The organism is Leptotrichia wadei, assembly GCF_007990545.2.
GTDB lineage: Bacteria > Fusobacteriota > Fusobacteriia > Fusobacteriales > Leptotrichiaceae > Leptotrichia > Leptotrichia wadei.
Genome location: NZ_AP019829.2, coordinates 1,310,472 through 1,335,296, shown reverse-complemented (window position 1 = coordinate 1,335,296; position 24,825 = coordinate 1,310,472). Strand labels below are relative to the sequence as shown.

The following is a 24,825-nucleotide window of genomic DNA, read 5'->3' as shown; positions in this document are numbered from 1 at the left end:
AAGAAATTTATAAAATTGAATTTGAATCGAAAGAAGAAAATGTGAAGAAAAATATCTTAAAAGTATTGTTATTTCTAGTTTTGGCAAATGTGGGATTTGGAGATGTTGCACAAATTATAGGAGATTATTATTCGATAGATAAAGGAAAGGTTTATTACAGAAATAAAATTTTGGAGGGAGTAAATCCGAAAACTGCTGAGTTGATAGGATTTTCCCTTTTAAAAGATGATAAGAATGTTTATTACATGGGTAAAAAAATAAAAGATGTAAAGATTAAAAATTTTGAAAAATTAGGGCAGAATTATTGGAAAAATGAGAATAAAATTTATTATCGGGATAAAAAAATAGAAAATGCTGATATTATGAGTTTTAAAGTTTTAAATGAAGATTATGCAAAGGATAAAAATCATGTTTATAGCGGGAATGAAGTAATAGATCCTTCTCCATTATTGGGAAAAATTAAAAATCCTGAAACATTTGAATTTTTGCCAAATGGAATAATATATGCTACATTATATGGAAAAGATAAATACAATGTATATTATATAAACAATACAATGTTAAACTGTTTTGATTCATACTACTTTATTTATGAAGTAAAAGGAATTAATAGAGATAAAGTAGAAGTTCTGAATAAATGGTTTATAAAAGATGATAAAAATATTTATTTTAAGGGAAAAATTTTAGAAGGTGTAGATTATAATACATTCGAAGTGCTTCCAAATGGAGATGGAAAAGATAAAAATCGAAGTTATGAATATTTGACTAAAGATGAATTGAAATGGTTTTAATCAAGAAAAAATTAATTATTTATACAAATAAAATAAAAAGGATAGGAAATAAAAATGGAATTTAGACTTATAACATACAATATTTTTGGGGCGAGGCTCACTAATGGAAGGGAACTTGCTCGGAGTTTAAAAAAGTATAAGCCAGATTTTATAGGGCTTCAGGAAGTTGATAGGAATACGAGAAGAAGCAAATTTCGGGATGTAGTGCAAGAAATGGCACAAGAACTAGGATATAATTATTATTATTTTCAAAAAGCGATGGACTTTGATAGCGGAGAATATGGAATTGCTTTCATTTCAAAATATGACGTGAAAAATATTTATATTCATCAATTGCCTGGAAGCAGCAAGGAAAAAAGACAGATTTTAGCAGCAAGATTGAATACCCAAAAATTTAAAAATAAAATCTTGATCGTAAATACACATCTTGATAATAGTTTGGACAATAAAAATGAGGAGTTGGCTGATTTATTTGCTGCAATTGAGGGATTTAAGGGCGATGTGAAGTTTTTGTGCGGAGATTTTAATCTTTTGCCAACGACGGAATATTATGCGAAAATTAGGAAAGATTGGAATGACAGCTATTTTGAAGGGAGAGATTTGGAAAATAAGAATAACTCAGAAAATAGGGAGCTTGAAACGGCTAGAATTGATTATGTGATGGCAAAAAAGGGGACAGATTACAAAGTAAAAAAGAGTTTTTATATTAATGATGATTCAAGGGATTGGACTAAGTTATCGGATCATTTGCCGTATATGGCGGTTTTTGAAGTAGAATAAATCTATTGGAAATGATTTTAAGATTTTTTGAATTAGGGTATGTCTTAAAACTCTCAAAATGATGAATTTTTAACAAATTTTTCTAAATTCAAAAATAATAAATACTTATTTTATCGTACTTTGTATAATTTTTAAAATCAAAAAATATTAAAAATAACATAGATTTTGAGTTTTCAGACACAGCTTAATCCTTATACCCCTATTTAAATTTTAAAAAAGCTTTTTATTTTAATCAGAAGTGAATTTTTGGTCAGTGCAGAAAAATTTTGAAGATTTATAGGGGTATGGTAGGGAATACCCCTGTTAAAAAAATATTTATTTTAATTCCAATAATTTTATGATATTCTCTCCAAGTATTTTATCTGATATTTTTTTAGATGGACTTAAATATTCTATTACTTGTTTATTTAAAAATGAATCACCGTAAGGAGCGTCAGAGCTAAATAGACATTTGTCAGGAACTTCTGTTATTATCATTTTTAATGCGAGTGTAGAAAAAGCAGCGGATAAATCAATGTAGGCATTTGGTGTATTTCTGTTACTTCCATCCAGTTATAACCTCCCATATGTCCAAAAATTACTGGTGTTTTGAAATATTTTCTTGTGAGATTTTCAAGAATTTTTATACCGTTTAGAGTGACTGGATTAAAAGTGTGAACCCATATGGGAAAGTTTTCATATTGTTTTAGTGCTTTAAAAATTGTTTCCAATTGGCTTACTTGTTCATCATTTCCAGGTGTAAATTCGCCAATGCCTTTTAATCCATTGTCAATAATATATTGTTTTATCCAGATTTGAGTTTCTTCAAGGGATAATCCAAGTGGAACAGTTCCGAAGCCATAAAATTTATCAGGATAATTATTTATCACTTTCATTAAATCAGAAATATCCTTTTTAAATCTTTTTTTATTATTTTCAAGAGAATTTTCTCCTCCTAAAATTTTAAATAAAATTGACATCTCATTTTTAAATTCAGTCAATGTTTTAGCTTTTTCAGGATGCGGAGTCGTTGTAAAAAGTATTGCCTTGTCTACTCCTGCTTTATTCATTTGTTCAATTTGTAATTCTGTTGGCAATATTAAATGTTGGTGACTATCTATTATCATATCTTCTCACCCTTTTATCTTTCTATTATTTTTGATATAATAAAGTATAACATACCTCTTGTAATCAATACAAGTACGCACATTTTTGATATAAAGTATCTTTTTTGATACTTTATTAAAGGAAGGAAAAATATGTCAAAAACAGAAGCAGTTTCAAACGCTTGTCCAATGGAGTTAGGAATAAACATACTCAGTGGAAAATGGAAATTAAGGATTTTATGGAATTTGTATATAAAAAAAGTAGTCAGATTTAATGAATTGCAAAGGAATCTGGGAAATATTACTACAAAAACTTTGACAGAGCAATTGAGAGAACTTGAAGATAAAAAAATGATAAAAAGAACTATTTATCCTGAAATTCCTCCAAAAGTTGAATATTCTCTGACTGAAATAGGTAATTCTATTGAGCCTGTATTAAAAACTTTATGCGATTGGGGAAATGAATATTTGGAATTGATTGATAATAATACAGATAAGGTTTAAAAATAAGTTATGCGGAAACAAAATTTTCAAATAAGAAATATTTTCTATCATAATAGAGTTGTTAAAGCTACTATTTAATGAAATAAAGGTGTTTGTATGGATTTTAGCAAATTTAAAAATGATAAAGTATCGTTGTAATTTTTGTAATATATTTGCATTTTTTATTGTAAAAAGTGTGTGATGAGAAAATTTTTTCGTTGTAATTTTTGTTGATGGAAGAAAAATATTATCTTGAAATAACATCAATGAATGATTATAAAAAAGAAGAAATGGTTGTTAAATTTACCGTTGTAACAGAGGAAATTGGAAATATTGTGAAAAAAGAAAAAAATGACTTAAAAATGACTGATATTTTGACTGATAAAATGACTGATAAAGAGTTACAAAGGCTGAAAATACTAAGAAGAATATTTTAAGAAAAATAATTATATTGACAATAGTGAGGCTCAAAAGATTTTGGATGTTTCGGATTCAACAGCTAGAAGATTTTTGAATAAACTTGTGAAAGGTGGGATTTTGGAGGCATTTGGAGAGAAGAAAGGAAGAAAGCATAGGAAGAAATAACATTTAAATTTTTAAATATTTAAGAATTATAAAAAATTATGATAATTCAAGAATAAATTAATATAAACAGGATGAGATAAAATGGATGTAAGTATAATTACTTGGGATGAAAATTATTATGATAGTTGCTATGAGGATTACCTTCAAATTATGAAAAATAATGAAATTGTTTATTATGGATACTGTTATGAATTAATTTCTTATAATGAAGAAGCACGGTATAAGTTTGTGTTTGAATTTAATTATGGGGATATAAAAAATAAATGTGATATGGGTATAGTAAAATTTGAGAATAATTTTTTGATGGTTCCATATCGAGAAAAGATTTATCAGTACGATTATAAATATTTACCTTTAAAATTTACTGAACAGCAGTTATTAAGGTTGATGTCTAAAGAAGAAATAAGTTTAATAAATAAAATTTCTTGTTCAGATATTTTGTTGCAGTGGTTAGGATTGAGTAATTTTAAAGGATATTTTGATACATTTAAAGAATATAAAAAACAATTATTTTATGATATATATTTTGTTGATATAGATAAATTAGATGATAATATTGAAAATTTTTTTAAAGAAATATCGAAACTAAGAAATAGAGAAATAGTAAAAATTTTAAAAAATGATTTTGAAATTGTCACGGCTTATTTGAATACGGGAAAAATTTGGGAAGCATTTTTGAAAAAGGATGATAAAATATATTTGAATACAGAACTAGATGTAAGCATAGATGTAACAGATATTGTAGAGAAATATTATAAAAAAGAAAGGGAGAAAGTATTGAAAGAAATAGTAAAATATGGAGATAAATTATATGGAAATAAAATATTCAAAATTTGAAATTAATATGTGGGATATATTTTTTCTAGTAATATATTTAAGTCATTTATTAGGAGGAATTGATATTTTATTTAATAAAAAAGAAAAGGGTGGAATATTTTTTTTAGCTATTGGAATAAGTTATTTCGTATATAGATTTCTTTTGGTAATGATTATTAAAAATAAGATGAAATTTGATTTTTCTGATTATGAAGTGAAAATAAAAGGTCTATTTTTTGAGAAAATGATTGCATATAATGATATAAAAACTTTGACAGTGAGAAAAAATATATTAGGTTCGTATGATATTCTTTTAAACTTTGACAGCTCAATGAATATTTATAAGTATTTCTGTAATTTAATAATGGATGTTTCAATAGAAAGTAATCATAAAAAAAGTTATATTTTTTGTGACATAAAAAATAAAGATGAAATTTTGGAATATTTGTTGGAGAAAATAGGTTATCCAAAAAAAGAAATTCGTGAAAAAAAAGAGGAAGAAAAATTATATGTAAAATATTCAATTTTTGAAAAGCATTATATGATGTGTTTTGCAGTATTTAGTTTAATGATAATTTTTTCAGTTGGAATTGCATGGGGATATTTAAATTTAATGATTAAATTGTTTACAATAATAATATTATTACTGGTAGTAACTGTAATAAGATTTTTTAAAAAAGATTATATTATGAAAAGATATAGTAATTACAGTATATCAATTTCTGAAAAGAAAAAAGAAATTTATATTATGGATGATTTTTTTGAAAAAGATAGAAAAATAATAATTGAATATGGAAATACAAATTTTAATAGTATAAAATTTAATTTTTATTATTTTCAGAATAATGTTATGCCTAAAAATTATAAAAAATGTGATGATTAAAATTATAAAAATAGTACGTATTTATATGAATATTACACATATTTATATATTCTATTAAAAATAATGATTTATAGGAATGAACATTTATCATACATGGCGATTTTGGAGATTGGTTAAAAATAAAATGAAGAAAAGAAGGATAAATTTATGAAATATGTAGCAATTGATGAGCAAGATGAAAAAGGGTTTGAGGAATATATTGAAAGTTTGAAAAAAAGTGGGATGGAACTTTCAGAGGAAGAAATACAGGAAATAAAGGATGACATTAACGATCAAGTATCTTTTTGTCTAATGAATAATGATAAAAAATTTGATGAAATTTTTGAAAAAGTATCTGAAATTAATGAAGAAGCCTATTTAAATGGCTATGGATGGGCAGCTTTAATTGAAAGTTATTTAGAGAATAATTATCCAGAACTTTATGAAGATTATGATTCTGATCCTGAAGCTGGGGGATATGTCGGACGCTATTTTGGAAATACTAAGGAAAACTGGGAAAAAATACGGAAAGTGGCTGAAATAGTTGAGGATTTGATTGAGAATGAAGAAAAAATTTATAAATATATTGAAGAAAATGGAGATGACATTTTCTGGGATTCATTTTAGATGAAAATTGAAGTTAGGAAAACTGAAAATGGTATTTAATATAAATGATAATGGCGATATTGAGGATTTTGAAGTTGATTGGCTTGGGAAAAAAGTGTATGTGTCAATGGAAGAAGCTGAAATTTATAATAAGGAATTGGAAAAACAGATGTCTCTTATTCTTGATAATGTAGAAGAATGGGATGTCAAAATAAAAAATAGCATTGTAAAAAAATATCTAGGTATGGCAAATAACTGTTTAAGAGAGAATAAATTGTCTGTTCCATTGGAAAACGTTATTCAAAAATTGGGAAATAGCCTAACTAAATACGATGTAGAAAATGCTAGAAATGGGATTATTACAGAAAACTTTTTCTTCCAAAATTTAACAATTGATGAAATAATGCCATATTCTATTAGTCAATTTAGTGTGTGGGTTTATGATGAAGTATTTTTTGATGAATATGTGTTTATAACTGATGCTGAAATTTATGAGAAAGTTGTTTTTGACGATTTGACAAATATTTATAAAAAATAATGATTTTGAAAAGGAATTATCACAATGAAGAATAGGGATTATATTGAAGGATTTATTGAAGGTGTCTCAATGTGTTGGAATGATGGGATGAAGGTTTGTCCTGAATATACAGCAATATATATTGATACATTTTTTATTGACAATGATAAAAATAATGATTTGAATGAAATAATAAAGAAAAAATTATTGCAGTATTATGAAAGTAGTTCATCTGAAAAAAAAGATGATAATATTAGAAAAAAATTGGAAAAATTGAATATTGTTTTCAAAAAAAATAGAAAATACGAAAAGCTGATAAAACAAAATGAAACAAAAACTGGTTACGATAGAATTTCTGAATTTATTAAATTGCAAACAGAATTTACTGTTGAGGAAATAATTGAAAATTTAGAAAATAAAGCAGATAAAAAGGAACAATACTGGAATGTAAGACGTTTTTTTTATCAAATAACACATTGGTTTGGTGAGCCTGTAAATTTTTATGTAGCGATAAAGAAATATGAAGCTATTTTAAGTGAATTTTATGCATACAATGTTTTTTCAGCAGGAATAATACGGTATAAAGAATATTTATTAATGATTGTTTATGGCTCTGATGAATAAAAAAAATCTTAAAATCAATTGCTTTTAAAACAGATAAAAGATATAATTAAATAAAAAAGAAAGGAAGATAAAAAAATGAAAAAGATAGAAAGAATAACAATAATAGTTTTAGACAGTGTTGGAGCAGGAGAATTGCCTGATGCGAATTTGTTTGATGACTGTGGATCAAATACGTTAGGGAATATGGCGAAAGCTCATGGGGGAATGAATTTGCCTAATATGGGTAAATTAGGACTTGGAAATATTACTGAGATTGAAGGGACTCCAGCTGTGGAAAATGCTGAAGGGGCCTATGGAAGAGCGATTGAGGTGTCGCAAGGAAAGGATTCTACGACTGGACATTGGGAGATAGCTGGTGTGCCGCTAGAAAGACCGTTTCCAAATTATAAAAACGGATTTTCAAATGAGGTTATAAAGGAATTTGAAGAAAAAACTGGAAGAAAGGTTATGTTAAATAAACCAATTTCAGGGACTGTAGCGATTGATCAATATGGAGAAGAACAAATTAGAACAGGAAATTGGATAGTTTATGGTTCAGCGGATCCTGTGTTTCAAATTGCTGCGAATGAAGAAATTATACCATTAGAAGAACTTTATAAAGCGTGTGAAATTGCACTTGAAATTTGTAATGAGAAATCACCTGTGGCAAGGGTAATTGCAAGACCTTATGTTGGTAAAAAAGTAGGAGAATTTAAGAGAACTGCGAACAGACACGACTTCTCTATTGACCCTCCAAAAGAAAGCATGCTTGAAAGATTGAAAAAAGCTGGACTTGATGTAGTTGGAATTGGGAAAACGAGCGACTTGTTCAATGGAAAAGGAATTACCGATAACAGAAAAGCTAATCAGGACAATCTAGATGGAATTAAAAAAACAATAGCCGCATTGAAGGAAGATACAAAAGGATTGATTTTCACTAACTTAGTTGATTTTGATGCTGTTTACGGACATAGAAGAAATGTTGAAGGATATGTAAAGGCTCTAATCGAATTTGATAACTGGCTGCCTGAAATCGAGAAAAACTTGAAAGATGATGAAATTCTGATTATCACAGCTGATCACGGAAACGATCCTACATACAAAGGGACAGATCACACAAGAGAATACATTCCAATAATGATTTATGGTAAAAATGTTAAAAAGAATGTAAATATTGGAACAAGAAAAACTTTTGCGGATATTGCAGCAACTGTTGAGGAAATTTTATTGGGAACTGAAAAAGAAGGAAGTTTTGCTAAGGAGATTATAAAATATGGAGTTTAAAATTGAACAAATAACTTTTGAAGATTTAAAAAAAAGTTTAAATAAAAAACAAGTAGAAATAGATAAATTTTTAAATAAAATGAAAAAAGAAATGATAAAAGAATTTAAAAAAGAAAGAAAAGGATGTTGTTACAATTGCCTAAAAGAGGAAAATAAAAAAGAAGAAAAGTCTATGATATGTAATTCTCATACAGTTCCTCAATCCATATTAAAAAATATTGTGATAAATGAAAAGGTATATTATTATAGTAATAATATACTTGAAATGCCATATGAAAAAAAAGATAAAGGTCTTAATGAAGCAGGAACGTTTCATTTGATATGTAGAAAATGTGATAATGATATTTTTACACAATATGAAAATGAAATATCAATTTATGGTATAAAATTATCAAATAAAGCTTTAAGGCAAATAGAAATGAAAAACGTTCTAAAAATGATTTACGAAAATAAACTTGAATATATTGGATATAAAAAAAGAATGGAATACTTAAACAGTTGTATGAATTTTGGTAATACTCCATTCTTTGTAGACTTAATTGAAGATATAAAAGATACGTATGTTAAAAAGGAAGAATATAGGAAGCAAATTGATAAATTTGAAAAACGATACGATTATTTAAAAAAAGGAGAGGTTAGATATAGAGTATTATACGAAGAAGAATTACCTTATATTATTCCTATTGCCTTTCAAACTACAATAGGTTTAATAACGGATTTTGAGGGCAATTATATAAATAATCCCCTGGAAGATTATGAAAAATCAGAATTTTTTTATTTTTGTTGTTTTCCATTTAAAGAAAAAGATAACATGAAACAAAGTGGAAGTAAAATTATAGTTTTTGAGGATATTAATAATAAAAGATACAAAACATTTTTTGATAAATTAAAAAAATTTGAGAAAAATGAGCAGTTAGCCATATTAAATTATATTTTATTTGCGTATAGTGAAGAATATTTTATTTCTAAAGGAATTTCAAAAGAAGTATTGCAAAGATTAAAAACACTAGCAAATATAACACCAGATTTAAAAATTTACAATGAAGTTCCAGAAGAAAAAATAAGACAAGAATATGCAAAAATATATGATTATTCCAAATATAATGAATACCCTAATTTGTTTTTGAAAAAATATGAAATTAAATTATAAGAAATTATTTTTATTAGAGTAGTAAATATATCTATGTCAAACAGAAAAAACAAAGGTTATAAATAAGGAATGATAACAGATGAAGTGTGAAGAAAAATATGAGAAATCAGAAGAAAAATGGTTAAATTGGGCAATTGAATTACAAAGTTTGGCTCAGGCGGGACTTGCGTATGGAAAGGATAAGTTTGATATTGAGCGATTTGAGAGAATTAGAGAGATTTCAGCAGAGATGGTAGCTTATAAGACTGATATTTCGGTAGAAAAAGTAAAAAATCTGTTTTGTAATGAAGTTGGATATCAGACACCTAAAATTGATGTGAGAGGCGTGATTTTTGAAAATGATAAAATTCTTTTGATTCAGGAAAGTAATGGGAAATGGGCATTGCCAGGTGGATGGGCGGATGTTTATCTTTCTGTGAAGGAAAATGTGTTGAAGGAAGTTAAGGAAGAAGCTGGGATTGAGGCTAGTGCTGAGATGATTATAGCTTTGCTTGATGTTACAAAGAATCAAGGTAAAAAGATACCGTATGGTATAACGAAAGTATTTGTTTTATGTGAATATTTGAGTGGAAAATTTGAGAAAAATATTGAAACGATTGATAGTAGATATTTTGGGATTGATGAATTGCCTGAACTGGAAGAGAAAAAAATTACAGTTGATCAGATAAAGATGTGTTTTGAGGCGAATAAGAATAAGGATAAATGGAAGGTTATTTTTGATTAGAGATTTGGATAATTGTAAAAGTAAAATTAATTAATAATAATAATTAAGAGAACAAGAATGTAAGAACCCCTTGTTAAAAAATATAAAAAGACTAATTCTAAAACCTAAATAGTTTTAAAATAGTCTTTTTTTATATATTTAAAGTTCCTTAATCTTAAAATAATTATTTCTTAAATAGAAATGTTAAATAAATTGAATCTTTTTAATAAAAAACTTAACTTTTTACTTTATATTTTGAATCTATATGTTTTTTTAATATATTTTAATGATAAATAAATATTTATTATTTTTGATTAACGAGTACCTTTTTTGTTGTGGTCTTTTTGTTTTTCTTTATATTTTCTAACTTGTCTTTCTAATCTGTCGGATAAATCGTCAATTGCTGCATATAAGTCTTTATTTTCAGCTTCTATTTTTATTTTTGTACCACTTGCAAAAACTAATCCATCAGCTTTATGAACTGGACCTTCAGATTTTGTATCTTCAACAGTCAGAACAACATCGACTTCTGTGATAGCATCTGAATACTTGGAAATTCTGCTTATTTTTTCTTCAGTATAAGCTTTAATTGCATCTGTAACTTTAAGTTGTTTTCCACTAATAATGATTTTCATAAATCATCACATCCTTTCATCTATGTCAATAATATTGTACCTTGAAAATTTAAAATGTCAATAGCAAAAATAAAATAATTAAAATTTTTTAGTAAAATATTATAAATAATATTATAAAATTCTATTAAATTAAAGAAAAAATAGTAAAATAGGAAATGGAGATTTAAGAAATATTGGGAAAATATACTATGAAGAAAGTAACTTATTTTGGCACAGAAATAATTTTTTTGGTATTGAAAAACTGATAAAATTTTGTTATACTTTTAATGGGTAGGAATTTTACGGCAATACAAGATTTTTTAAGGGAAATATTTTATTGGAGGAAAGATGAAAAAAAGATTTTTTGTCAGAAGAGCGTTCAGGATATTTTTTACTAGACAAATTGTAAAATTGTCTACTTTGTTATATAAAAAATATAAAAAATTAAATATACAAATATATGAAAAATCTGGGTAATCTTTTTTGCTTGGATTTTTATTTTTTATAAAATAAAATTAAAGAAGGAGAGATAAAGATGAATTATAGAATCTTTGTGGAAAAAAAGAAAGATTTTAGAGTGGAAGCACAGAACTTGTTCAGTGACTTGAAGGAAAATGTTGGAATAAGTGGACTTAGCGATGTGAGAGTTCTGAATATTTATGATGTGTTTAACTTGGGTGAAAATGATTTGGAAAAATTGGAAAGAACGGTATTTTCAGAAATAAATGCTGACAATGTTTTTAGATCGTTGGATGAAGTATTTGAAGAAAAAAATTCAGAAAATGTATATTTTTCAGTAGAATTTTTGCCAGGGCAATATGACCAAAGAGCAGATTCTGCAATTCAATGTGTAAATTTATTAATTGATAAAGACAATAATATTAACGTAAAGAGTGGAAAATTGATAATTTTATACGGAAAAATTTCTCCTGAAGAACTTGCCAAAATAAAAAAATACTATATAAATGAAGTTGAAGCAAGAGAAAAGGATTTAAATGTTTTAAGTGAAAATGTTGAAACTGAAAATAAAGATGATGTTATTGTTTACGATGGATTTACTGAAAAAGCAAAAGAAGAAATTGCAAGTTTAAAAGATAAATTAGAACTGGCAATGACAGTAAATGACTTGTTATTTATTCAGGAATATTTCAAAAACGAGGAAAAAAGAAATCCAACAGAAACTGAAATTCGTGTTCTTGATACTTACTGGAGTGACCACTGCCGACATACAACTTTTGAAACAATCATTGATGATATTAAAATTGAAAATGAAACTTACAAAAATATTATCGAAAAGGCTATTAATGAGTACTTTGAAAGCAGGGAATATGTTCATGCTGACAGAATTTCTAAAAAGCCGATGACTCTTATGGATCTTGCTACGATTTTTGGAAAAGAACAAAGGAAAAATGGGAATTTACCAGATTTGGAAGTTTCAGATGAAATAAATGCCTGCTCGATTTATATTGATGTGCCAATTGAAAGAATTGATGAAGATGGAGAAAAGAGCACAACTACAGAAAAATGGATTTTACAGTTTAAAAATGAAACTCATAATCATCCGACAGAAATTGAACCATTTGGAGGGGCTTCTACTTGTATTGGTGGAGCAATTCGTGATCCGTTATCTGGAAGAACTTATGTTTATCAGGCTGTAAGAATTAGCGGTTCTGCTGATCCAACTGAAAAAATTGCAGATACAATGGCTGGAAAATTACCGCAAAAGGTTATTACACAAGTGGCTGCACACGGATTTTCTTCTTATGGAAACCAAATTGGACTTGCAACAACTCACGTAAATGAAATTTATGATGAAGGTTACAAGGCTAAAAGAATGGAACTGGGTCTTGTCGTAGGAGCGGCACCTGCTGAAAATATTATTCGAGAAAAGCCTAAAAATGGAGATATTATAATTTTACTTGGTGGAAGAACTGGAAGGGACGGAATTGGAGGAGCGACTGGATCGTCTAAGGAGCATACAACAGAATCTTCAGAAAAATCAAGCGCTGAAGTGCAAAAAGGAAATGCGATTGTTGAAAGAAAAATTCAAAGACTTTTCAGAAATAGAAATGTTACCAAATTAATTAAGAAATGTAATGACTTTGGAGCTGGAGGAGTTTCGGTCGCAATTGGAGAACTGGCTGATGGTCTTGAAATTGACTTGAATAAGGTAAGAGTGAAATATATTGGGTTAAATGGAACGGAACTGGCTATTTCAGAGTCACAGGAAAGAATGGCAGTTGTTATTGAAAAACAAAATTTAGATAAATTTATAGAATTTGCAAACGAGGAAAATCTAGAAGCGTATCAAGTAGCTGAAATTAACGATTCAAATAGACTTGTTATGAAATACAACGGAAAAGCGATTGTTGATATTTCAAGAGATTTCCTAAATACAAACGGAGCTGCTTCAAACATCAATATTACAATTGAAAATACACCAAAATTGAATTTGAACAGAGAAATTGAAGGAAATGACTTTAGAAGTAAATTTATAAATAACTTAAAAGACTTGAATGTAGCTTCGCAAAGGGGATTAGTTGAAACTTTTGATTCAACAATTGGAGCAACGACGGTATTAATGCCATTTGGTGGGAAATATCAGTTGACACCTGCGGAAGTTTCGGTACAGAAAGTCTCGGTAATTAATGCAGAAACAGACGTTGCTTCAATGGTTGGGTATGGATATAATCCTTATGTTGCAAAACAAAGTACATTCCACGGTGGTGCCTACGCTGTAATTGAATCAATGGCAAAAGTTGTCGCTGGTGGAGGGAATTACAAAAATATAAGATTTACGTTCCAAGAATATTTTGAAAGATTGGGACAAGATTCTAAAAAATGGGGAAGACCATTATCAGCATTATTAGGAGCATTGCATATACAAAAAGCCTTTGGATTGCCTTCAATTGGTGGAAAAGATTCGATGAGCGGAACATTTAATGATATTTCTGTACCGCCAACATTGGTATCGTTTGCAGTAAGTGTTACAGATGCGGAAAATGTAATTTCTAGTGAATTTAAAAAATCTGGAAACAACGTTTACTTAATTACAACTCCAAATGATGAAAATGATTTGCCAAAACTTGATGAATTGAAGATAAACTTTGACTTTGTGACTGAAAATATTAGAAATAAAAAGATTGTTTCTGCTATGGCTGTTAAAAATGGCGGAATTGCTGAAAGCATTGCAAAAATGGCATTTGGGAATAAACTTGGTGTAGATATTACAGCAGATCTTCCTGAAAATGAATGGTTTAAAGTAAATTATGGATCATTTGTTGTAGAAACTGCTGGAAATATTGAAAATAAAAATGCTGTTTTACTTGGAAAAGTTACAGATAATGCGAAAATTACTATAAATAATATAACTTTTGACTTGGATGAATTAATTGGAGCTTGGGAAATCAAACTTGAAAGAATATTCCCAACTAAAAAAGAGGTTGAAGAAGAACATAAAATTGCACATTGCAAAGGTGTAAAATATGAAAAACTTGAAAAAATAGAAACTCAGAATGTAATTAGCAATATTTCAAATACTTATGCAAAACCAAGAGTATTTATTCCAGTATTCCCTGGAACGAACTCAGAATATGACTTGGAAAAAGCATTTAACAGAGAAGGCGGACTTGCAAAAATTGGTGTGTTTAATAATTTGTCGCATAGCAATATTTTAAGTTCAATTGATAATTTTGTTAAAGAAATTAATAATTCACAAATATTAATGTTGCCTGGCGGATTTAGTGCGGGAGATGAACCGGATGGATCGGCTAAATTTATGGTAGCTGTATTGAAAAACAAAAAAGTTAAAGAAGCTGTAGAAAATCTGTTAAAGAGAGACGGATTAATTTTAGGAATTTGTAATGGATTCCAAGCGTTGATAAAATCAGGATTGTTGCCTTATGGAGAAATTCGTGAATTAAACGAAACTTCGCCAACATTGACATTTAATACAATTGATAAACATATGTCGAAAATTGTGCAAACAAAAATTATTACAAATAATTCACCTTGGTTAGCTGATATGAAAGAAGGAGATATTCACTCGATAGCGATTTCTCACGGAGAAGGAAGAATTGTTATTACAGAAGAAGAATACAAAAAATTATTTAAAAATAATCAAATTGCAACTAAATATGTTGATTTGGATGGAAATTCGACAATGGATTCGCAATTTAATCCGAATGGTTCTTATTACGCAATTGAAGGAATGTTAGCTTATAATGGTAGAATCTTTGGTAAAATGGGACATTCTGAAAGAAAAGGAAAGAATGTTTACAAAAATATTTATGGAAATAAAGAGCAGAATATTTTTAGAAATGGAATAAAATTTTTTAAATAGAAAAAAAATATGTTATGAAGATAGAATCTTGGATTAATATTGATTCTATCTTTGCATAGTAAAACTGTTTTAAAACAGAACTCAAAGGCTATGACTATTTATTCAAACCCTAATGTCTAATTTTTAATAGTTTAATTTTAAATGGGTTCGAGTATAACTTAAATAATTTTAGTTTTTTGTAAAGGAAGTTTGGTGTGAAAAAAATAAATAAATTTCTGTTTTTAGCCATTTTGCTGTCGTTAGTTTTGTCAAATTGCCAAAGGAAAGAAGAAAAGTCGGAGAATGCTCAAAATAAAAAGGTTGAAAATGTGAGTAATCAGGATGTTTTACGTGAAATCTCACTTGATGAAATGCTGGATTTTGAACATATACCTAAGAATTGGAAGGAAGAATTCAGAGAAATTGCTGAAAATATGCCTCGTTATGGTAACAATGTTGTTAAAATAAGCATGTATTTTTATGAAAAAGATTTTTTTTATGATTACAAAAAGATATTTTTAGATGATAATAATAATTTTGTAAAACCTGATGAAAAGCAAATAAATGACTTTTTGAAAATGGCATCAGAAAAAAATTTTTCAGATTTTGACAGTATAATTCAGGCAATGGAAAAAGAAAATAAAAAAGATAAGCTGTTTAGTAAATTAACAGGAAATTGGATTGAATCATTAAAAATTTGGAAGTTAAAAGCAGATAACTTGAAAAATTATTATCAATCAGGAGATTATAAAAAGGACAATTTTTCAAAGGGAAAAACTTTAAATTCTGAATATTTAGAAAGTATTAAACAACGTAAGGAAAAATATAAGGAATTAAACAAAATATTTATTTTTAAATTAAAATATTTACTAAAAAAAACGGCTGTTTTTTATGCAGATCAGCAATATGGAAATAATACACCAATAAGTGATTTGTTTAAAGAAAGTTTATTGATTGATATATTTTGTTATAAATTGTATGATTGGAATGAAATTTATAATGCAGAAGAGACATTTGAAGTTCCAGTTGAAGAAAAAGACAGCGAAAAATATTTACAAGATTTGAAAAAAATTCAATCAGAAATAAAAAAATTATCAGATACGATGGAAAATAAGGAGTATGAATTTATAAACTCCAAAACAATAATAAACAAAGAAATATATCTTTTGGCTAAAAAAGAAAATAAAGCAAATTTAGAATTAATTAATCAAATAATGTCTGATATGGAAAATAAGACATATACAGATATAAATGCAATTGGAATACTTCTTATGAAAAGAAATAACGAAATAGAACAAGTTATAAGAAAACAACTTGCAAGAAGCAGATAGTGATTCAAATAAAAAGAAAGCTGATTTTTATATAGATAAGTAAAAATTTACATAAAAAATGGTGCAGGAGATTAGATTTTTTATTAAAGGATAGAATATGAGAAAAATAATGTTCATAACTATAGTAATATCAATACTTGCATCTTGTCCAATAATGTTTCTTTTTGTAGACTGGAAATTAGAAAAACCTAGAGATTTGGAAAAGGAGGCAAAGATTTAAAAAAATGGCATTATAAATAGTTATTCAAAAAAAACATTAGATGAATTTTGTAATACAAAGTATGAATTGACAATGAAAGATAAAAGAGATGGTAAAGAAAACAATAAAATTTTATTTTTAAAAAAGGAAAATGGAAATTGGAACGGAAACTATACTGAAGAAATAGAAAATAAAATTAAAGAAATACCAATCTTATATAAAAACAGAAAGTTTTATAATGCTGAAAATGACAAAGTTATAAATAATTTAAAATTTTAATTTCTATTTTCAAATACAATCTTTTAAACTTGATAAATTTGAAAATATAAAAATCTTGAAATCTGAAAATACTTCTGTGTTGGGATTTAAAAATGAATTTGATTTAGTTTTACAAGCTGAATATTCAGACAATAAAAATTTTTATAGCTATTTTTCTAAAAATTTTAACGATATTAGAAATAATAAAGAAAAAATTATATTTTATGGAAAATACGTTAAAAACACAGATAGAAATATTGTAAATATTGTTATGGAAACATCAGATTTGAAAATTAATGAAAAATGTGGTTATGATATTTTAAATAGAGAATTAAAGTAAGTAAAAATAAATAAAGAAGAAATGAAAGGAGATTTATAAAATGAAAGTAGCAATATTTTTTGGAAGTCAGTCAGATACTGACAAAATGAGAGGTGCAGCAAATTGCTTGAGAGAATTTGGAATTGAGTTTGAGGCTTATGTATTGTCGGCTCACAGAGTTCCTGAAAAATTGGAAGAAGTTTTAGCTGATGTTGAAAAAAGAGGTGCAGAAGTGATTATTGCTGGTGCTGGACTTGCGGCACATTTACCTGGAGTTATTGCTTCAAAAACAATACTGCCTGTAGTTGGAGTGCCTTTAAATGGTGCACTTGAAGGATTGGATGCACTTTATTCGATTGTTCAAATGCCAAAATCTATTCCAGTAGCAACTGTTGGAATTAATAATTCATACAATTCAGGAATGCTAGCTGTGCAAATTCTTGCGGTAAAATATCCTGAAATTAGAGAAAAATTGATTAATTTTAGAAAAGAGATGAAAGCTAAATTTATTGCTGACAATGAGAAGAAAGTTGAGTTATAATTTGTAATAGACTTATTCAAAAATTATATGTATTTATAATTTAATAAAACAAATATTTTGAAGCAAGGGGTATTGATATTGACCCCTTATGGAAATAAAAAAAATTCAAGTTATTGAACAATATAATATTTATTTGATATGATTTAAAAATAAAAAAATGGAGGAAATAAAAATGGAAAAAAGAGAAAAAATTTACGAAGGAAAAGCAAAATCAGTTTTTGCAACAGACAAAGCGGATGAAATAATTATGTATTTTAAAGATGATGCAACTGCATTTAATGGAGTAAAAAAAGATCAATTGGAAGATAAAGGGATTTTAAATAATAAAATTTCTACATTACTTTATGGATATTTGATTAAACACGGTGTAAAAACTCACTGGATTAAAACTTTGAATGAAAGGGAACAACTTTGTAAAAAAGTTGAAATTGTGCCTTTGGAAGTAATTATTAGAAATAGAGCAACTGGAAGTTTTGTAAAAAGATATGCGGCTGAAGAAGGAAAAATCTTTAAAAGACCTACTTTTGAATTATCTTACAAAAATGATGATTTGGGAGATCCGTTGCTAAATGATGATCATGCTTTGGCGTTGGAATTGGTTACTGAAGAAGAACTAGCTAAGATTAAAGAACAAACTTTTTTGATTAATGATTTATTGTCTAAATTATTTGATAAAATGAACTTGATTTTGGTGGATTATAAAGTTGAGTTCGGAAGAGATAAAGATGGAAATATTTTACTTGCAGATGAAATTAGTCCAGATTCAATGAGACTTTGGGATAAAGATACACTTAAAAAATTGGATAAAGATAGATTTAGACAAGATTTGGGAGATGTAATGGGTGCATATCGTGAAGTTTTAAGACGTTTAGAAAAAGCATTGGCAGAGTAAATTTTTAAAATCAATTTATGGTTCATATCTAAATAAAAATTTTTTATAAGTTTTAAATCGGCAAGGGGTATTAACTTCTTGTCGTAAAATAAATTAAAAAGTAATTTTTATGGTAAAAATATTGATAAAATTATAAGCTAGAATAGTTTATGATAAAAAATGGAGGAAACTAACAAAATGATTAAGAGTTTGAATGAGGAATGCGGAGTATTTGGAGTTTTTGGACATCCTAATGCAGCAAGACTTACTTATTATGGACTTCACAGTTTACAGCACAGAGGACAGGAAGCGGCGGGAATTGTGGTAAGTGATGGAGTTCGTGTAAATGGTCATCGTGGGCCTGGACTTGTGTCAGAAGTGTTTAATGATGACAGGATATTTAATAGATTGGAAGGGAACAGCGCTATTGGACATGTTAGATATGCGACTTCTGGAAGCAGCAGTGGTCGTAATATTCAGCCATTCCTATTTCAATTTTTTGATGGAAGCATCGCTTTGGCACACAATGGAAATTTGATTAATGCGAAAACGTTAAAAAGAGAATTGGAAGAGCATGGTGCGATTTTTCATTCTACATCAGATACAGAAGTGTTGGTTCATTTGATTAGAAGAAGTAAAGAAAAAGATTTTTTGAGCCAATTGAAAGATGCGTTAAGACAAGTAAAAGGTGGATTTTCTTTCTTAGTTCAAACTCAGACAGAATTGTACGGTGCAGTTGACCCTTTTGAATTCCGTCCTTTAATTTTGGGGAAAACAAAAAATGGAGCGTATATTTTGGCGAGTGAAACTTGTGCGTTGGAAATTGTTGGAGCGGAATTTGTTAGAAATATTAGATCTGGAGAAGTTGTAATCATTGATAAAGATGGATACAGGATTGAAAAATATACTGACGATACTTCAACTGCGATTGCGGCGATGGAATATGTGTATTTTGCAAGACCTGATTCGGATATTTCAGGAATAAATGTACATTCGGCTCGTAAAAGATGCGGAAGAAGATTGGCACAAGAAGCACCTGTTGAAAATGCAGATATTATAATTGGAGTTCCAAATTCGTCATTATCGGCAGCGAGTGGTTATGCAGAAGAAAGCGGGAAACCTTATGAAATGGGATTAATCAAAAATCAATATGTAGCAAGAACATTTATTCAGCCAACTCAGGAACTTAGAGAACAAGGTGTTAGAATGAAACTTTCTGCTGTAAAAGGTGTCGTAAAAGATAAAGTTGTAGTTATGATTGATGATTCAATAGTTCGTGGAACAACTTCAAGTCGTATTGTTCAGTTATTGAAGGAGGCTGGAGCAAAAGAAGTTCATGTAAGAATCGCCTCGCCAGAATTTAAGTTTCCTATTTTTTATGGAATTGATGTGTCAAATTCATCAGAATTGATTTCAGCAAATAAAACTGTTGAAGAAGTAAGAGAGTACATTGGTGCAGATTCATTGGCTTTCTTGAGTATTGATGGATTAATTGATTCGATAGGACTTAATTTTGATGCGCCATATACTGGACTTTGCATGGAATGCTTTAATGGAGATTATCCAGCTGGATTAGGAGATTATGAGGAAGAATTTTACGCTTTGTTGACACCGATTCAAAAAGAGGCTTTGAAAGAATTGAAAAAATAAAGAATTGAAAAATAAGGTGAAAAAATGTATATAGTGAGTTTAAATTATGTAAAAGCAGTAGGTGAAGTTGAAAAATATTTAGAAGAACATATAAAATTTTTAGAAAAATATTATGGAATGGGAAAGTTTATTTGTTCAGGAAGAAAAAATCCTAGAACAGGCGGTGTAATTTTGCTAAATGCAGAAAATTTAGAAGAAGTTAAGAAAATAATTTCAGAAGATCCGTTTAATATAAATAGAATTGCGGAATATGAAATTACAGAATTTTTCCCTACAAAATATGTAGAAGATTTTGCAAATTTTGTAAAATAAATAGAGATTTAATTTAAAACAGGAGGATAAAGAATGTCAATTTCTTATAAAGATTCAGGAGTAGATAAAGAAGAAGGATACAGAAGTGTTGCAAAAATAAAAGAAAGAGTAAAAGCAACTTACAACAAAAATGTTATGAACGAATTGGGAAGTTTTGGAGCTTTATACAAATTAGGAGAATATAAAAAACCAATTTTAGTGTCTGGAACTGACGGAGTTGGGACAAAGTTAAAAGTTGCATTTGAAACAAATAAATACGATACAGTTGGAATTGACTGTGTTGCGATGTGTGTAAATGATATTTTGTGTCACGGAGCACAACCATTATTTTTCTTAGATTACCTAGCTTGTGGAAAATTGGACTCAAATGTTTCTTCTGAAATAATTAAAGGTGTTGTAGAAGGTTGTCTTCAAGGAGATTCAGCTTTAGTAGGTGGAGAAACTGCTGAAATGCCTGGGTTTTATGCAGATGGAGAATATGACATTGCAGGATTTGCAGTTGGTGTAGTTGAAGAAGAAAAAATGGTTAATGGAAGTAAAGTTCAAGAAGGAGATGTAATTGTTGCAATTCCTTCAAGTGGAGCTCACAGTAACGGGTTCTCATTGTTAAGAAAATTATTTACTGATTTTAGTGAAGAATATAACGGAAAAACAATTGGAGAACATTTATTGACACCAACAAAAATTTATGTAAAACCAATTCAAAAAGTTATGGAAAAAGTACAAGTGAACGGAATGGCTCACATAACTGGTGGAGGACTTATTGAAAACGTTCCAAGAACTATACCAGATGGACTTTGTGCAAACATCGAAAAAGCAAAAGTAAAAGTTCATCCATTATTTAAACACGAAGCATTCTCAAGAGTTCCAGAAGAAGAAATGTGGGGAACATTTAATATGGGAGTTGGATTTGTTGTTATCGTAAATAAAAATGATGTGAAAACAGTTATTGATATTTTGGCTGAAAATGGAGAAGAAGCCTATGAATTAGGAGCTATTGTTAAAGGTGACGAAAAAATTAATTTGTATTAAGAAATATTGACAAAAATTATTGATGAATAGGCAGGGACTTAATTTTAGTTACCGTTCCTGCTTTTAATTCTAGTAAATTTTTATAAATTTTACTTAAAATCTATAATTTTTGAAATTTAGTGATTTGTCTGAAAAATAAAGATAATAAAAATAAATTTAAAGAGAGTGAAAAAATGTCTAATAAAAATAAAAAAAGAATAGCAGTTTTAGTTTCTGGCGGAGGGTCGAACTTACAGTCAATTATTGACAACATTGAGCAAGGAAACTTAAATTGTGAAATTTCTTATGTAATTGCAGATAGAAAGTGTCATGGATTAGAAAGAGCAGCAAAACATGGCATAAAAAATGTTTTACTTGACAGAAAAGTGTTAAAAGAAAAATTGTCTGACAAAATTAGCAATGTTCTTGAAAATGATGATAAAAAAACAGATTATATCGTATTAGCAGGATATTTGTCGATTTTATCGCCAGAATTTATAAAAAAATGGTCAAGAAAAATTATAAATATTCATCCGTCATTACTTCCAAAATTTGGTGGAAAAGGAATGTATGGAATGAATGTTCACAGAGCAGTTATCGAAGCAAAGGAAACTGAAAGTGGATGTACAATTCATTTTGTTGATACAGGAGTTGATACAGGAGAAATTATTTTGCAGATAAAAGTGCCTGTACTTAGTGATGACACGCCTGAAGTTTTGCAGAAGAGGGTGCTTGAAAAGGAGCATGTTTTAATGATTGAAGGGATTAAGAAATTGCTTGAAAAATAGGATTAAAAAAGAAAGGGAGAGTAAATGTCAAAAATAATCGTACATGATAAATTTAAGTTTAGGTTATTTCCCAAAACTATTTGGATAGACAATGAAAAGAAGAAATTAAAGCCAAATTCAGAAATAATTTTTGAAACTAATGAAGATTATGTGATACTTTCAGAAAAAAAATCTAAAAAAAGAAAATTAGGATTAGATTTGGAAAATAAGGAAGAAGTTGTAGTAGAAATTAAATATAATTTTTTCATTTTATCTATGATATTTTTAGTTCCAGTACTTTTTGTAATAATAATTTTAATTTTTAATTTAGATGAAATAGATGCTAAGCAGTTAGGTACAGTTATTGGAATTCTTATTTATATTATGTTTCTAAAAATAGAAAAATTTGAAATTGTCAGTGTACTCGAACCCGTTCAAAATTAAACTATTAATTATAAACTTAGGAATTGAGTAAAATAGTCATAGCTTTTGAGTTCAGTTATAAATTAGTTTTACCATAAATTAGGAGTATAAATTCAGTGAAAAGAATTCAAAAAGATGGATACCAAGAAAAGAAAACTTTATTCTAAAAGAAATTGAATACAATAGATTAAAAAAATAGAGAGTTTTTTGAATAATATTTTCATTTTTCTCTCTATTTTTATTTATAATAATTTTTTATTTTCAAAAATTTTTTTCAAATTATCTTGAGTAAACTTTTGTCAACTTAGCAATTCTTTCTGCTAGTTCATCAGTTAATACGCCTTCTTTTAATCTCCATTGCCAGTTTCCGCTAGCAAGTCCAGGAGTATTGATTCTAGCTTCACTTCCTAATCCTAAGAAATCTTGGATTGGGGCGATTGCCATACTTGCAACAGAACTCCATGCACCTCTTATTGCATCCCAATGGATTTCATCATCAGATCTTGAATTTAAATAGTCTCTTGCAAATTGCTTATCGTCTTCATTGGCTTTTGTGAACCATCCGATTAATGTGTCATTATCGTGAGTTCCTGTATAAACTACGCAGTTCTTTGTGTAAGTATGAGGCAAGTAGTCGTTTTCTTCTTTAGAATCAAATGCAAATCCTAAAATTTTCATTCCAGGGAATCCAGTTGCTTCTCTCAAATCAATAACACCTTGTGTCATTGTTCCCAAATCTTCAGCAATTATAGGTAAAGTTCCAAGTTCATTTTTGATGGCATTAAATAAATCTATTCTAGGACCTGGGCACCAAGTACCATTTTCAGCTGTTTTATCTCCATAAGGAACAGCCCAATATTCATCGAATCCTCTGAAGTGGTCAATTCTTATGATGTCACAAGTAGAAAGGTTGGCTCTAACTCTGTCAATCCACCATTTATAGTTTAATTCTTTTAATTTATCCCAGTTGTATAATGGATTTCCCCAAAGTTGTCCAGTAGCACTGAAATAATCAGGCGGAACACCTGCAACTTTAACTGGTTTTCTTTCTTCATCAAATAAGAAGATTTCTGGGTTTGCCCATGCGTCAGAGCTGTCAGCAGCTACGAAAATAGGGATGTCTCCAATTATTTTTACACCATTTTCATTAGCATATTTTTTTACAGCATTCCATTGTTTAAAGAATAAAAATTGAATAAATTTTTGATATTCAACTTCTTCTTTAATGATTTCGTAATATTTTTCCATTGCTTCAGGCTGTCTAGATTTAATATCTTCTGGCCATTCATTCCAAGGCAATCCATTAAAATGATTTTTTAAAGAAATATACATTGCAAAATCATTTAACCAGCTTTGATTATGAACTTTAAATTCTTCAAATAAATGTTTTAGTTCTTCTCTTTCCTTATTTTCTTTAGTATTTTTGTAATTTTCATATACCTTTCTCAATAAAGGATATTTTTGATTGTAAATAGCACCATAATCAACATTTTCAGGATTTTCTCCAAATGAAATTCCTTCTAAGTCAGATTGTGACAATAAATTTTCTTCAACTAGCAAATCAAAATCAATAAGATATGGATTACCAGCAAAAGTAGAGAATGATTGATATGGAGAATCACCATATCCTGTCGGCCCTAACGGGAATATTTGCCATAATTTTTGATTAGATTTTTTCAAAAAATCTACAAAAGCAAAAGCTTCTTTTCCTAAAGTTCCAATTCCATATTTTCCTGGAAGTGAAGTAGGATGTAATAAAATACCTGAACTTCTTTCGAACATTTTTATGTCCTCCTTAAAATTATTAATAAAATTAAATTTTTATTTCTCACTTTAAATATACTATATTTTATTTGAATTGTCAACATATACGTAAATGTATTTTTTTAAAATTGTTAAAAATATTGACAATAAAAGATTCTCAATCATTTAAATATTTAAGT

The 24,825-nt window shown here is 28.1% G+C and carries 28 protein-coding genes; 25 read left to right on the top strand and 3 right to left on the bottom strand.

What is annotated here, in order from left to right; all coding sequences use genetic code 11:
• Positions 1–41 precede the first annotated feature (41 nt).
• Positions 42–791, top strand: a complete 750-nt coding sequence (locus FVE73_RS06220; RefSeq protein ID WP_018497833.1) for a DKNYY domain-containing protein — start codon at positions 42–44, stop codon at positions 789–791.
• Between the two features lie 54 nt (positions 792–845).
• Entirely contained in the window at positions 846–1,571 is a 726-nt protein-coding gene (locus FVE73_RS06215; RefSeq protein ID WP_018497834.1) for an endonuclease/exonuclease/phosphatase family protein, read from the top strand.
• A 479-nt stretch (positions 1,572–2,050) separates the two neighbouring features.
• Here FVE73_RS06215 and FVE73_RS06210 read toward each other — a convergent pair whose 3' ends face one another.
• Positions 2,051–2,677: an amidohydrolase family protein gene (locus FVE73_RS06210; protein WP_232058497.1), complete on the bottom strand. Its 627-nt coding sequence runs from the start codon at positions 2,675–2,677 to the stop codon at positions 2,051–2,053.
• Positions 2,678–2,809: 132 nt separating this feature from the next.
• On the opposite strand from FVE73_RS06210, the gene FVE73_RS06205 reads away from it, so the two are divergent.
• From FVE73_RS06205 to FVE73_RS06160, 11 genes are all read left to right on the top strand, one after another.
• The gene (locus FVE73_RS06205; RefSeq protein ID WP_018497835.1) at positions 2,810–3,160 is read left to right on the top strand and encodes a winged helix-turn-helix transcriptional regulator; all 351 of its coding nucleotides are present in this window, start codon (positions 2,810–2,812) and stop codon (positions 3,158–3,160) included.
• Positions 3,161–3,372: 212 nt separating this feature from the next.
• Positions 3,373–3,576 (top strand): hypothetical protein, encoded by a 204-nt coding sequence (locus FVE73_RS10925; protein WP_018497836.1) that lies wholly within the window; start codon positions 3,373–3,375, stop codon positions 3,574–3,576.
• Positions 3,577–3,616: 40 nt separating this feature from the next.
• The gene (locus tag FVE73_RS10920) at positions 3,617–3,724 is read left to right on the top strand and encodes a hypothetical protein (protein WP_018497837.1); all 108 of its coding nucleotides are present in this window, start codon (positions 3,617–3,619) and stop codon (positions 3,722–3,724) included.
• 81 nt (positions 3,725–3,805) lie between these two features.
• On the top strand, positions 3,806–4,561 hold the full coding sequence (locus FVE73_RS06195) for a hypothetical protein (protein ID WP_018497838.1): 756 nt from the start codon (positions 3,806–3,808) through the stop codon (positions 4,559–4,561).
• Positions 4,536–5,423 carry a hypothetical protein gene (locus FVE73_RS06190; RefSeq protein WP_018497839.1) on the top strand — a complete coding sequence of 296 codons (888 nt, stop codon included), beginning with the start codon at positions 4,536–4,538 and terminating at the stop codon, positions 5,421–5,423. The genes FVE73_RS06195 and FVE73_RS06190 overlap by 26 nt, the downstream gene beginning before the upstream one ends.
• A 147-nt stretch (positions 5,424–5,570) precedes the next feature.
• Positions 5,571–6,029, top strand: coding sequence for an immunity 51 family protein (locus tag FVE73_RS06185; RefSeq protein ID WP_018497840.1), 459 nt, complete (start codon positions 5,571–5,573; stop codon positions 6,027–6,029).
• A gap of 28 nt (positions 6,030–6,057) precedes the next feature.
• Complete coding sequence (locus tag FVE73_RS06180; RefSeq protein WP_018497841.1) at positions 6,058–6,546, top strand: DUF2262 domain-containing protein; 489 nt, start codon at positions 6,058–6,060, stop codon at positions 6,544–6,546.
• Between the two features lie 24 nt (positions 6,547–6,570).
• The gene (locus FVE73_RS06175) at positions 6,571–7,149 is read left to right on the top strand and encodes a hypothetical protein (protein ID WP_018497842.1); all 579 of its coding nucleotides are present in this window, start codon (positions 6,571–6,573) and stop codon (positions 7,147–7,149) included.
• Positions 7,150–7,224: 75 nt separating this feature from the next.
• On the top strand, positions 7,225–8,412 hold the full coding sequence (locus FVE73_RS06170; protein WP_018497843.1) for a phosphopentomutase: 1,188 nt from the start codon (positions 7,225–7,227) through the stop codon (positions 8,410–8,412).
• Positions 8,402–9,562 (top strand): hypothetical protein, encoded by a 1,161-nt coding sequence (locus FVE73_RS06165; RefSeq protein ID WP_018497844.1) that lies wholly within the window; start codon positions 8,402–8,404, stop codon positions 9,560–9,562. Before FVE73_RS06170 ends, FVE73_RS06165 begins: the two co-directional genes overlap by 11 nt.
• A 79-nt stretch (positions 9,563–9,641) precedes the next feature.
• Positions 9,642–10,286 (top strand): NUDIX hydrolase, encoded by a 645-nt coding sequence (locus FVE73_RS06160; RefSeq protein ID WP_018497845.1) that lies wholly within the window; start codon positions 9,642–9,644, stop codon positions 10,284–10,286.
• A gap of 293 nt (positions 10,287–10,579) precedes the next feature.
• Here the strand turns inward: FVE73_RS06160 and hpf are convergent, their stop codons facing one another.
• Positions 10,580–10,900, bottom strand: coding sequence for a ribosome hibernation-promoting factor, HPF/YfiA family (gene hpf / locus FVE73_RS06155; protein ID WP_018497846.1), 321 nt, complete (start codon positions 10,898–10,900; stop codon positions 10,580–10,582).
• A gap of 327 nt (positions 10,901–11,227) precedes the next feature.
• Between hpf and FVE73_RS11055 the strand changes: the two genes are divergently transcribed.
• The 12 genes from FVE73_RS11055 to FVE73_RS06105 all read left to right on the top strand — a co-directional run bounded on the left by FVE73_RS11055 (position 11,228) and on the right by FVE73_RS06105 (position 22,903).
• Positions 11,228–11,356: a hypothetical protein gene (locus FVE73_RS11055; RefSeq protein WP_018497847.1), complete on the top strand. Its 129-nt coding sequence runs from the start codon at positions 11,228–11,230 to the stop codon at positions 11,354–11,356.
• A 58-nt stretch (positions 11,357–11,414) separates the two neighbouring features.
• On the top strand, positions 11,415–15,221 hold the full coding sequence (locus tag FVE73_RS06150) for a phosphoribosylformylglycinamidine synthase (protein WP_018497848.1): 3,807 nt from the start codon (positions 11,415–11,417) through the stop codon (positions 15,219–15,221).
• Between the two features lie 194 nt (positions 15,222–15,415).
• Positions 15,416–16,531 (top strand): DUF3829 domain-containing protein, encoded by a 1,116-nt coding sequence (locus tag FVE73_RS06145; RefSeq protein WP_018497849.1) that lies wholly within the window; start codon positions 15,416–15,418, stop codon positions 16,529–16,531.
• A 292-nt stretch (positions 16,532–16,823) separates the two neighbouring features.
• Positions 16,824–17,009, top strand: coding sequence for a hypothetical protein (locus FVE73_RS10915; RefSeq protein WP_232058496.1), 186 nt, complete (start codon positions 16,824–16,826; stop codon positions 17,007–17,009).
• A 55-nt stretch (positions 17,010–17,064) separates the two neighbouring features.
• A complete protein-coding gene (locus FVE73_RS10910; protein WP_232058495.1) occupies positions 17,065–17,328 on the top strand; it encodes a hypothetical protein in 264 nt (87 codons plus the stop codon).
• Positions 17,329–17,368: 40 nt separating this feature from the next.
• Positions 17,369–17,848 (top strand): 5-(carboxyamino)imidazole ribonucleotide mutase, encoded by a 480-nt coding sequence (purE, locus tag FVE73_RS06135; protein WP_018497852.1) that lies wholly within the window; start codon positions 17,369–17,371, stop codon positions 17,846–17,848.
• Positions 17,849–18,020: 172 nt separating this feature from the next.
• A complete protein-coding gene (gene purC / locus FVE73_RS06130; protein WP_018497853.1) occupies positions 18,021–18,740 on the top strand; it encodes a phosphoribosylaminoimidazolesuccinocarboxamide synthase in 720 nt (239 codons plus the stop codon).
• A gap of 177 nt (positions 18,741–18,917) precedes the next feature.
• Positions 18,918–20,369 carry an amidophosphoribosyltransferase gene (gene purF / locus FVE73_RS06125; protein ID WP_018497854.1) on the top strand — a complete coding sequence of 484 codons (1,452 nt, stop codon included), beginning with the start codon at positions 18,918–18,920 and terminating at the stop codon, positions 20,367–20,369.
• Positions 20,370–20,393: 24 nt separating this feature from the next.
• The gene (locus tag FVE73_RS06120; RefSeq protein WP_018497855.1) at positions 20,394–20,681 is read left to right on the top strand and encodes a YciI family protein; all 288 of its coding nucleotides are present in this window, start codon (positions 20,394–20,396) and stop codon (positions 20,679–20,681) included.
• Positions 20,682–20,714: 33 nt separating this feature from the next.
• Positions 20,715–21,713, top strand: a complete 999-nt coding sequence (gene purM / locus FVE73_RS06115) for a phosphoribosylformylglycinamidine cyclo-ligase (protein WP_018497856.1) — start codon at positions 20,715–20,717, stop codon at positions 21,711–21,713.
• Positions 21,714–21,886: 173 nt separating this feature from the next.
• On the top strand, positions 21,887–22,480 hold the full coding sequence (gene purN, locus FVE73_RS06110; protein ID WP_018497857.1) for a phosphoribosylglycinamide formyltransferase: 594 nt from the start codon (positions 21,887–21,889) through the stop codon (positions 22,478–22,480).
• A 24-nt stretch (positions 22,481–22,504) separates the two neighbouring features.
• The gene (locus tag FVE73_RS06105; protein WP_018497858.1) at positions 22,505–22,903 is read left to right on the top strand and encodes a hypothetical protein; all 399 of its coding nucleotides are present in this window, start codon (positions 22,505–22,507) and stop codon (positions 22,901–22,903) included.
• 258 nt (positions 22,904–23,161) lie between these two features.
• Here FVE73_RS06105 and malQ read toward each other — a convergent pair whose 3' ends face one another.
• The gene (malQ, locus tag FVE73_RS06100) at positions 23,162–24,670 is read right to left on the bottom strand and encodes a 4-alpha-glucanotransferase (RefSeq protein WP_269208510.1); all 1,509 of its coding nucleotides are present in this window, start codon (positions 24,668–24,670) and stop codon (positions 23,162–23,164) included.
• Positions 24,671–24,825: the final 155 nt, after the last annotated feature.

Bases quoted from the DNA above. Each gene is read 5' to 3' on its own strand.
- FVE73_RS06215 (WP_018497834.1), top strand. From the start codon at position 846: ATGGAATTTAGACTTATAACATACAATATTTTTGGGGCGAGGCTCACT.
- FVE73_RS06210 (WP_232058497.1), bottom strand. From the start codon at position 2,677: ATGATAATAGATAGTCACCAACATTTAATATTGCCAACAGAATTACAA.
- FVE73_RS06205 (WP_018497835.1), top strand. From the start codon at position 2,810: ATGTCAAAAACAGAAGCAGTTTCAAACGCTTGTCCAATGGAGTTAGGA.
- FVE73_RS10925 (WP_018497836.1), top strand. From the start codon at position 3,373: ATGGAAGAAAAATATTATCTTGAAATAACATCAATGAATGATTATAAA.
- FVE73_RS06195 (WP_018497838.1), top strand. From the start codon at position 3,806: ATGGATGTAAGTATAATTACTTGGGATGAAAATTATTATGATAGTTGC.
- FVE73_RS06190 (WP_018497839.1), top strand. From the start codon at position 4,536: ATGGAAATAAAATATTCAAAATTTGAAATTAATATGTGGGATATATTT.
- FVE73_RS06185 (WP_018497840.1), top strand. From the start codon at position 5,571: ATGAAATATGTAGCAATTGATGAGCAAGATGAAAAAGGGTTTGAGGAA.
- FVE73_RS06180 (WP_018497841.1), top strand. From the start codon at position 6,058: ATGGTATTTAATATAAATGATAATGGCGATATTGAGGATTTTGAAGTT.
- FVE73_RS06175 (WP_018497842.1), top strand. From the start codon at position 6,571: ATGAAGAATAGGGATTATATTGAAGGATTTATTGAAGGTGTCTCAATG.
- FVE73_RS06170 (WP_018497843.1), top strand. From the start codon at position 7,225: ATGAAAAAGATAGAAAGAATAACAATAATAGTTTTAGACAGTGTTGGA.
- FVE73_RS06165 (WP_018497844.1), top strand. From the start codon at position 8,402: ATGGAGTTTAAAATTGAACAAATAACTTTTGAAGATTTAAAAAAAAGT.
- FVE73_RS06160 (WP_018497845.1), top strand. From the start codon at position 9,642: ATGAAGTGTGAAGAAAAATATGAGAAATCAGAAGAAAAATGGTTAAAT.
- hpf (WP_018497846.1), bottom strand. From the start codon at position 10,900: ATGAAAATCATTATTAGTGGAAAACAACTTAAAGTTACAGATGCAATT.
- FVE73_RS11055 (WP_018497847.1), top strand. From the start codon at position 11,228: ATGAAAAAAAGATTTTTTGTCAGAAGAGCGTTCAGGATATTTTTTACT.
- FVE73_RS06150 (WP_018497848.1), top strand. From the start codon at position 11,415: ATGAATTATAGAATCTTTGTGGAAAAAAAGAAAGATTTTAGAGTGGAA.
- FVE73_RS10915 (WP_232058496.1), top strand. From the start codon at position 16,824: ATGAAAGATAAAAGAGATGGTAAAGAAAACAATAAAATTTTATTTTTA.
- purE (WP_018497852.1), top strand. From the start codon at position 17,369: ATGAAAGTAGCAATATTTTTTGGAAGTCAGTCAGATACTGACAAAATG.
- purC (WP_018497853.1), top strand. From the start codon at position 18,021: ATGGAAAAAAGAGAAAAAATTTACGAAGGAAAAGCAAAATCAGTTTTT.
- purF (WP_018497854.1), top strand. From the start codon at position 18,918: ATGATTAAGAGTTTGAATGAGGAATGCGGAGTATTTGGAGTTTTTGGA.
- FVE73_RS06120 (WP_018497855.1), top strand. From the start codon at position 20,394: ATGTATATAGTGAGTTTAAATTATGTAAAAGCAGTAGGTGAAGTTGAA.
- purM (WP_018497856.1), top strand. From the start codon at position 20,715: ATGTCAATTTCTTATAAAGATTCAGGAGTAGATAAAGAAGAAGGATAC.
- purN (WP_018497857.1), top strand. From the start codon at position 21,887: ATGTCTAATAAAAATAAAAAAAGAATAGCAGTTTTAGTTTCTGGCGGA.
- FVE73_RS06105 (WP_018497858.1), top strand. From the start codon at position 22,505: ATGTCAAAAATAATCGTACATGATAAATTTAAGTTTAGGTTATTTCCC.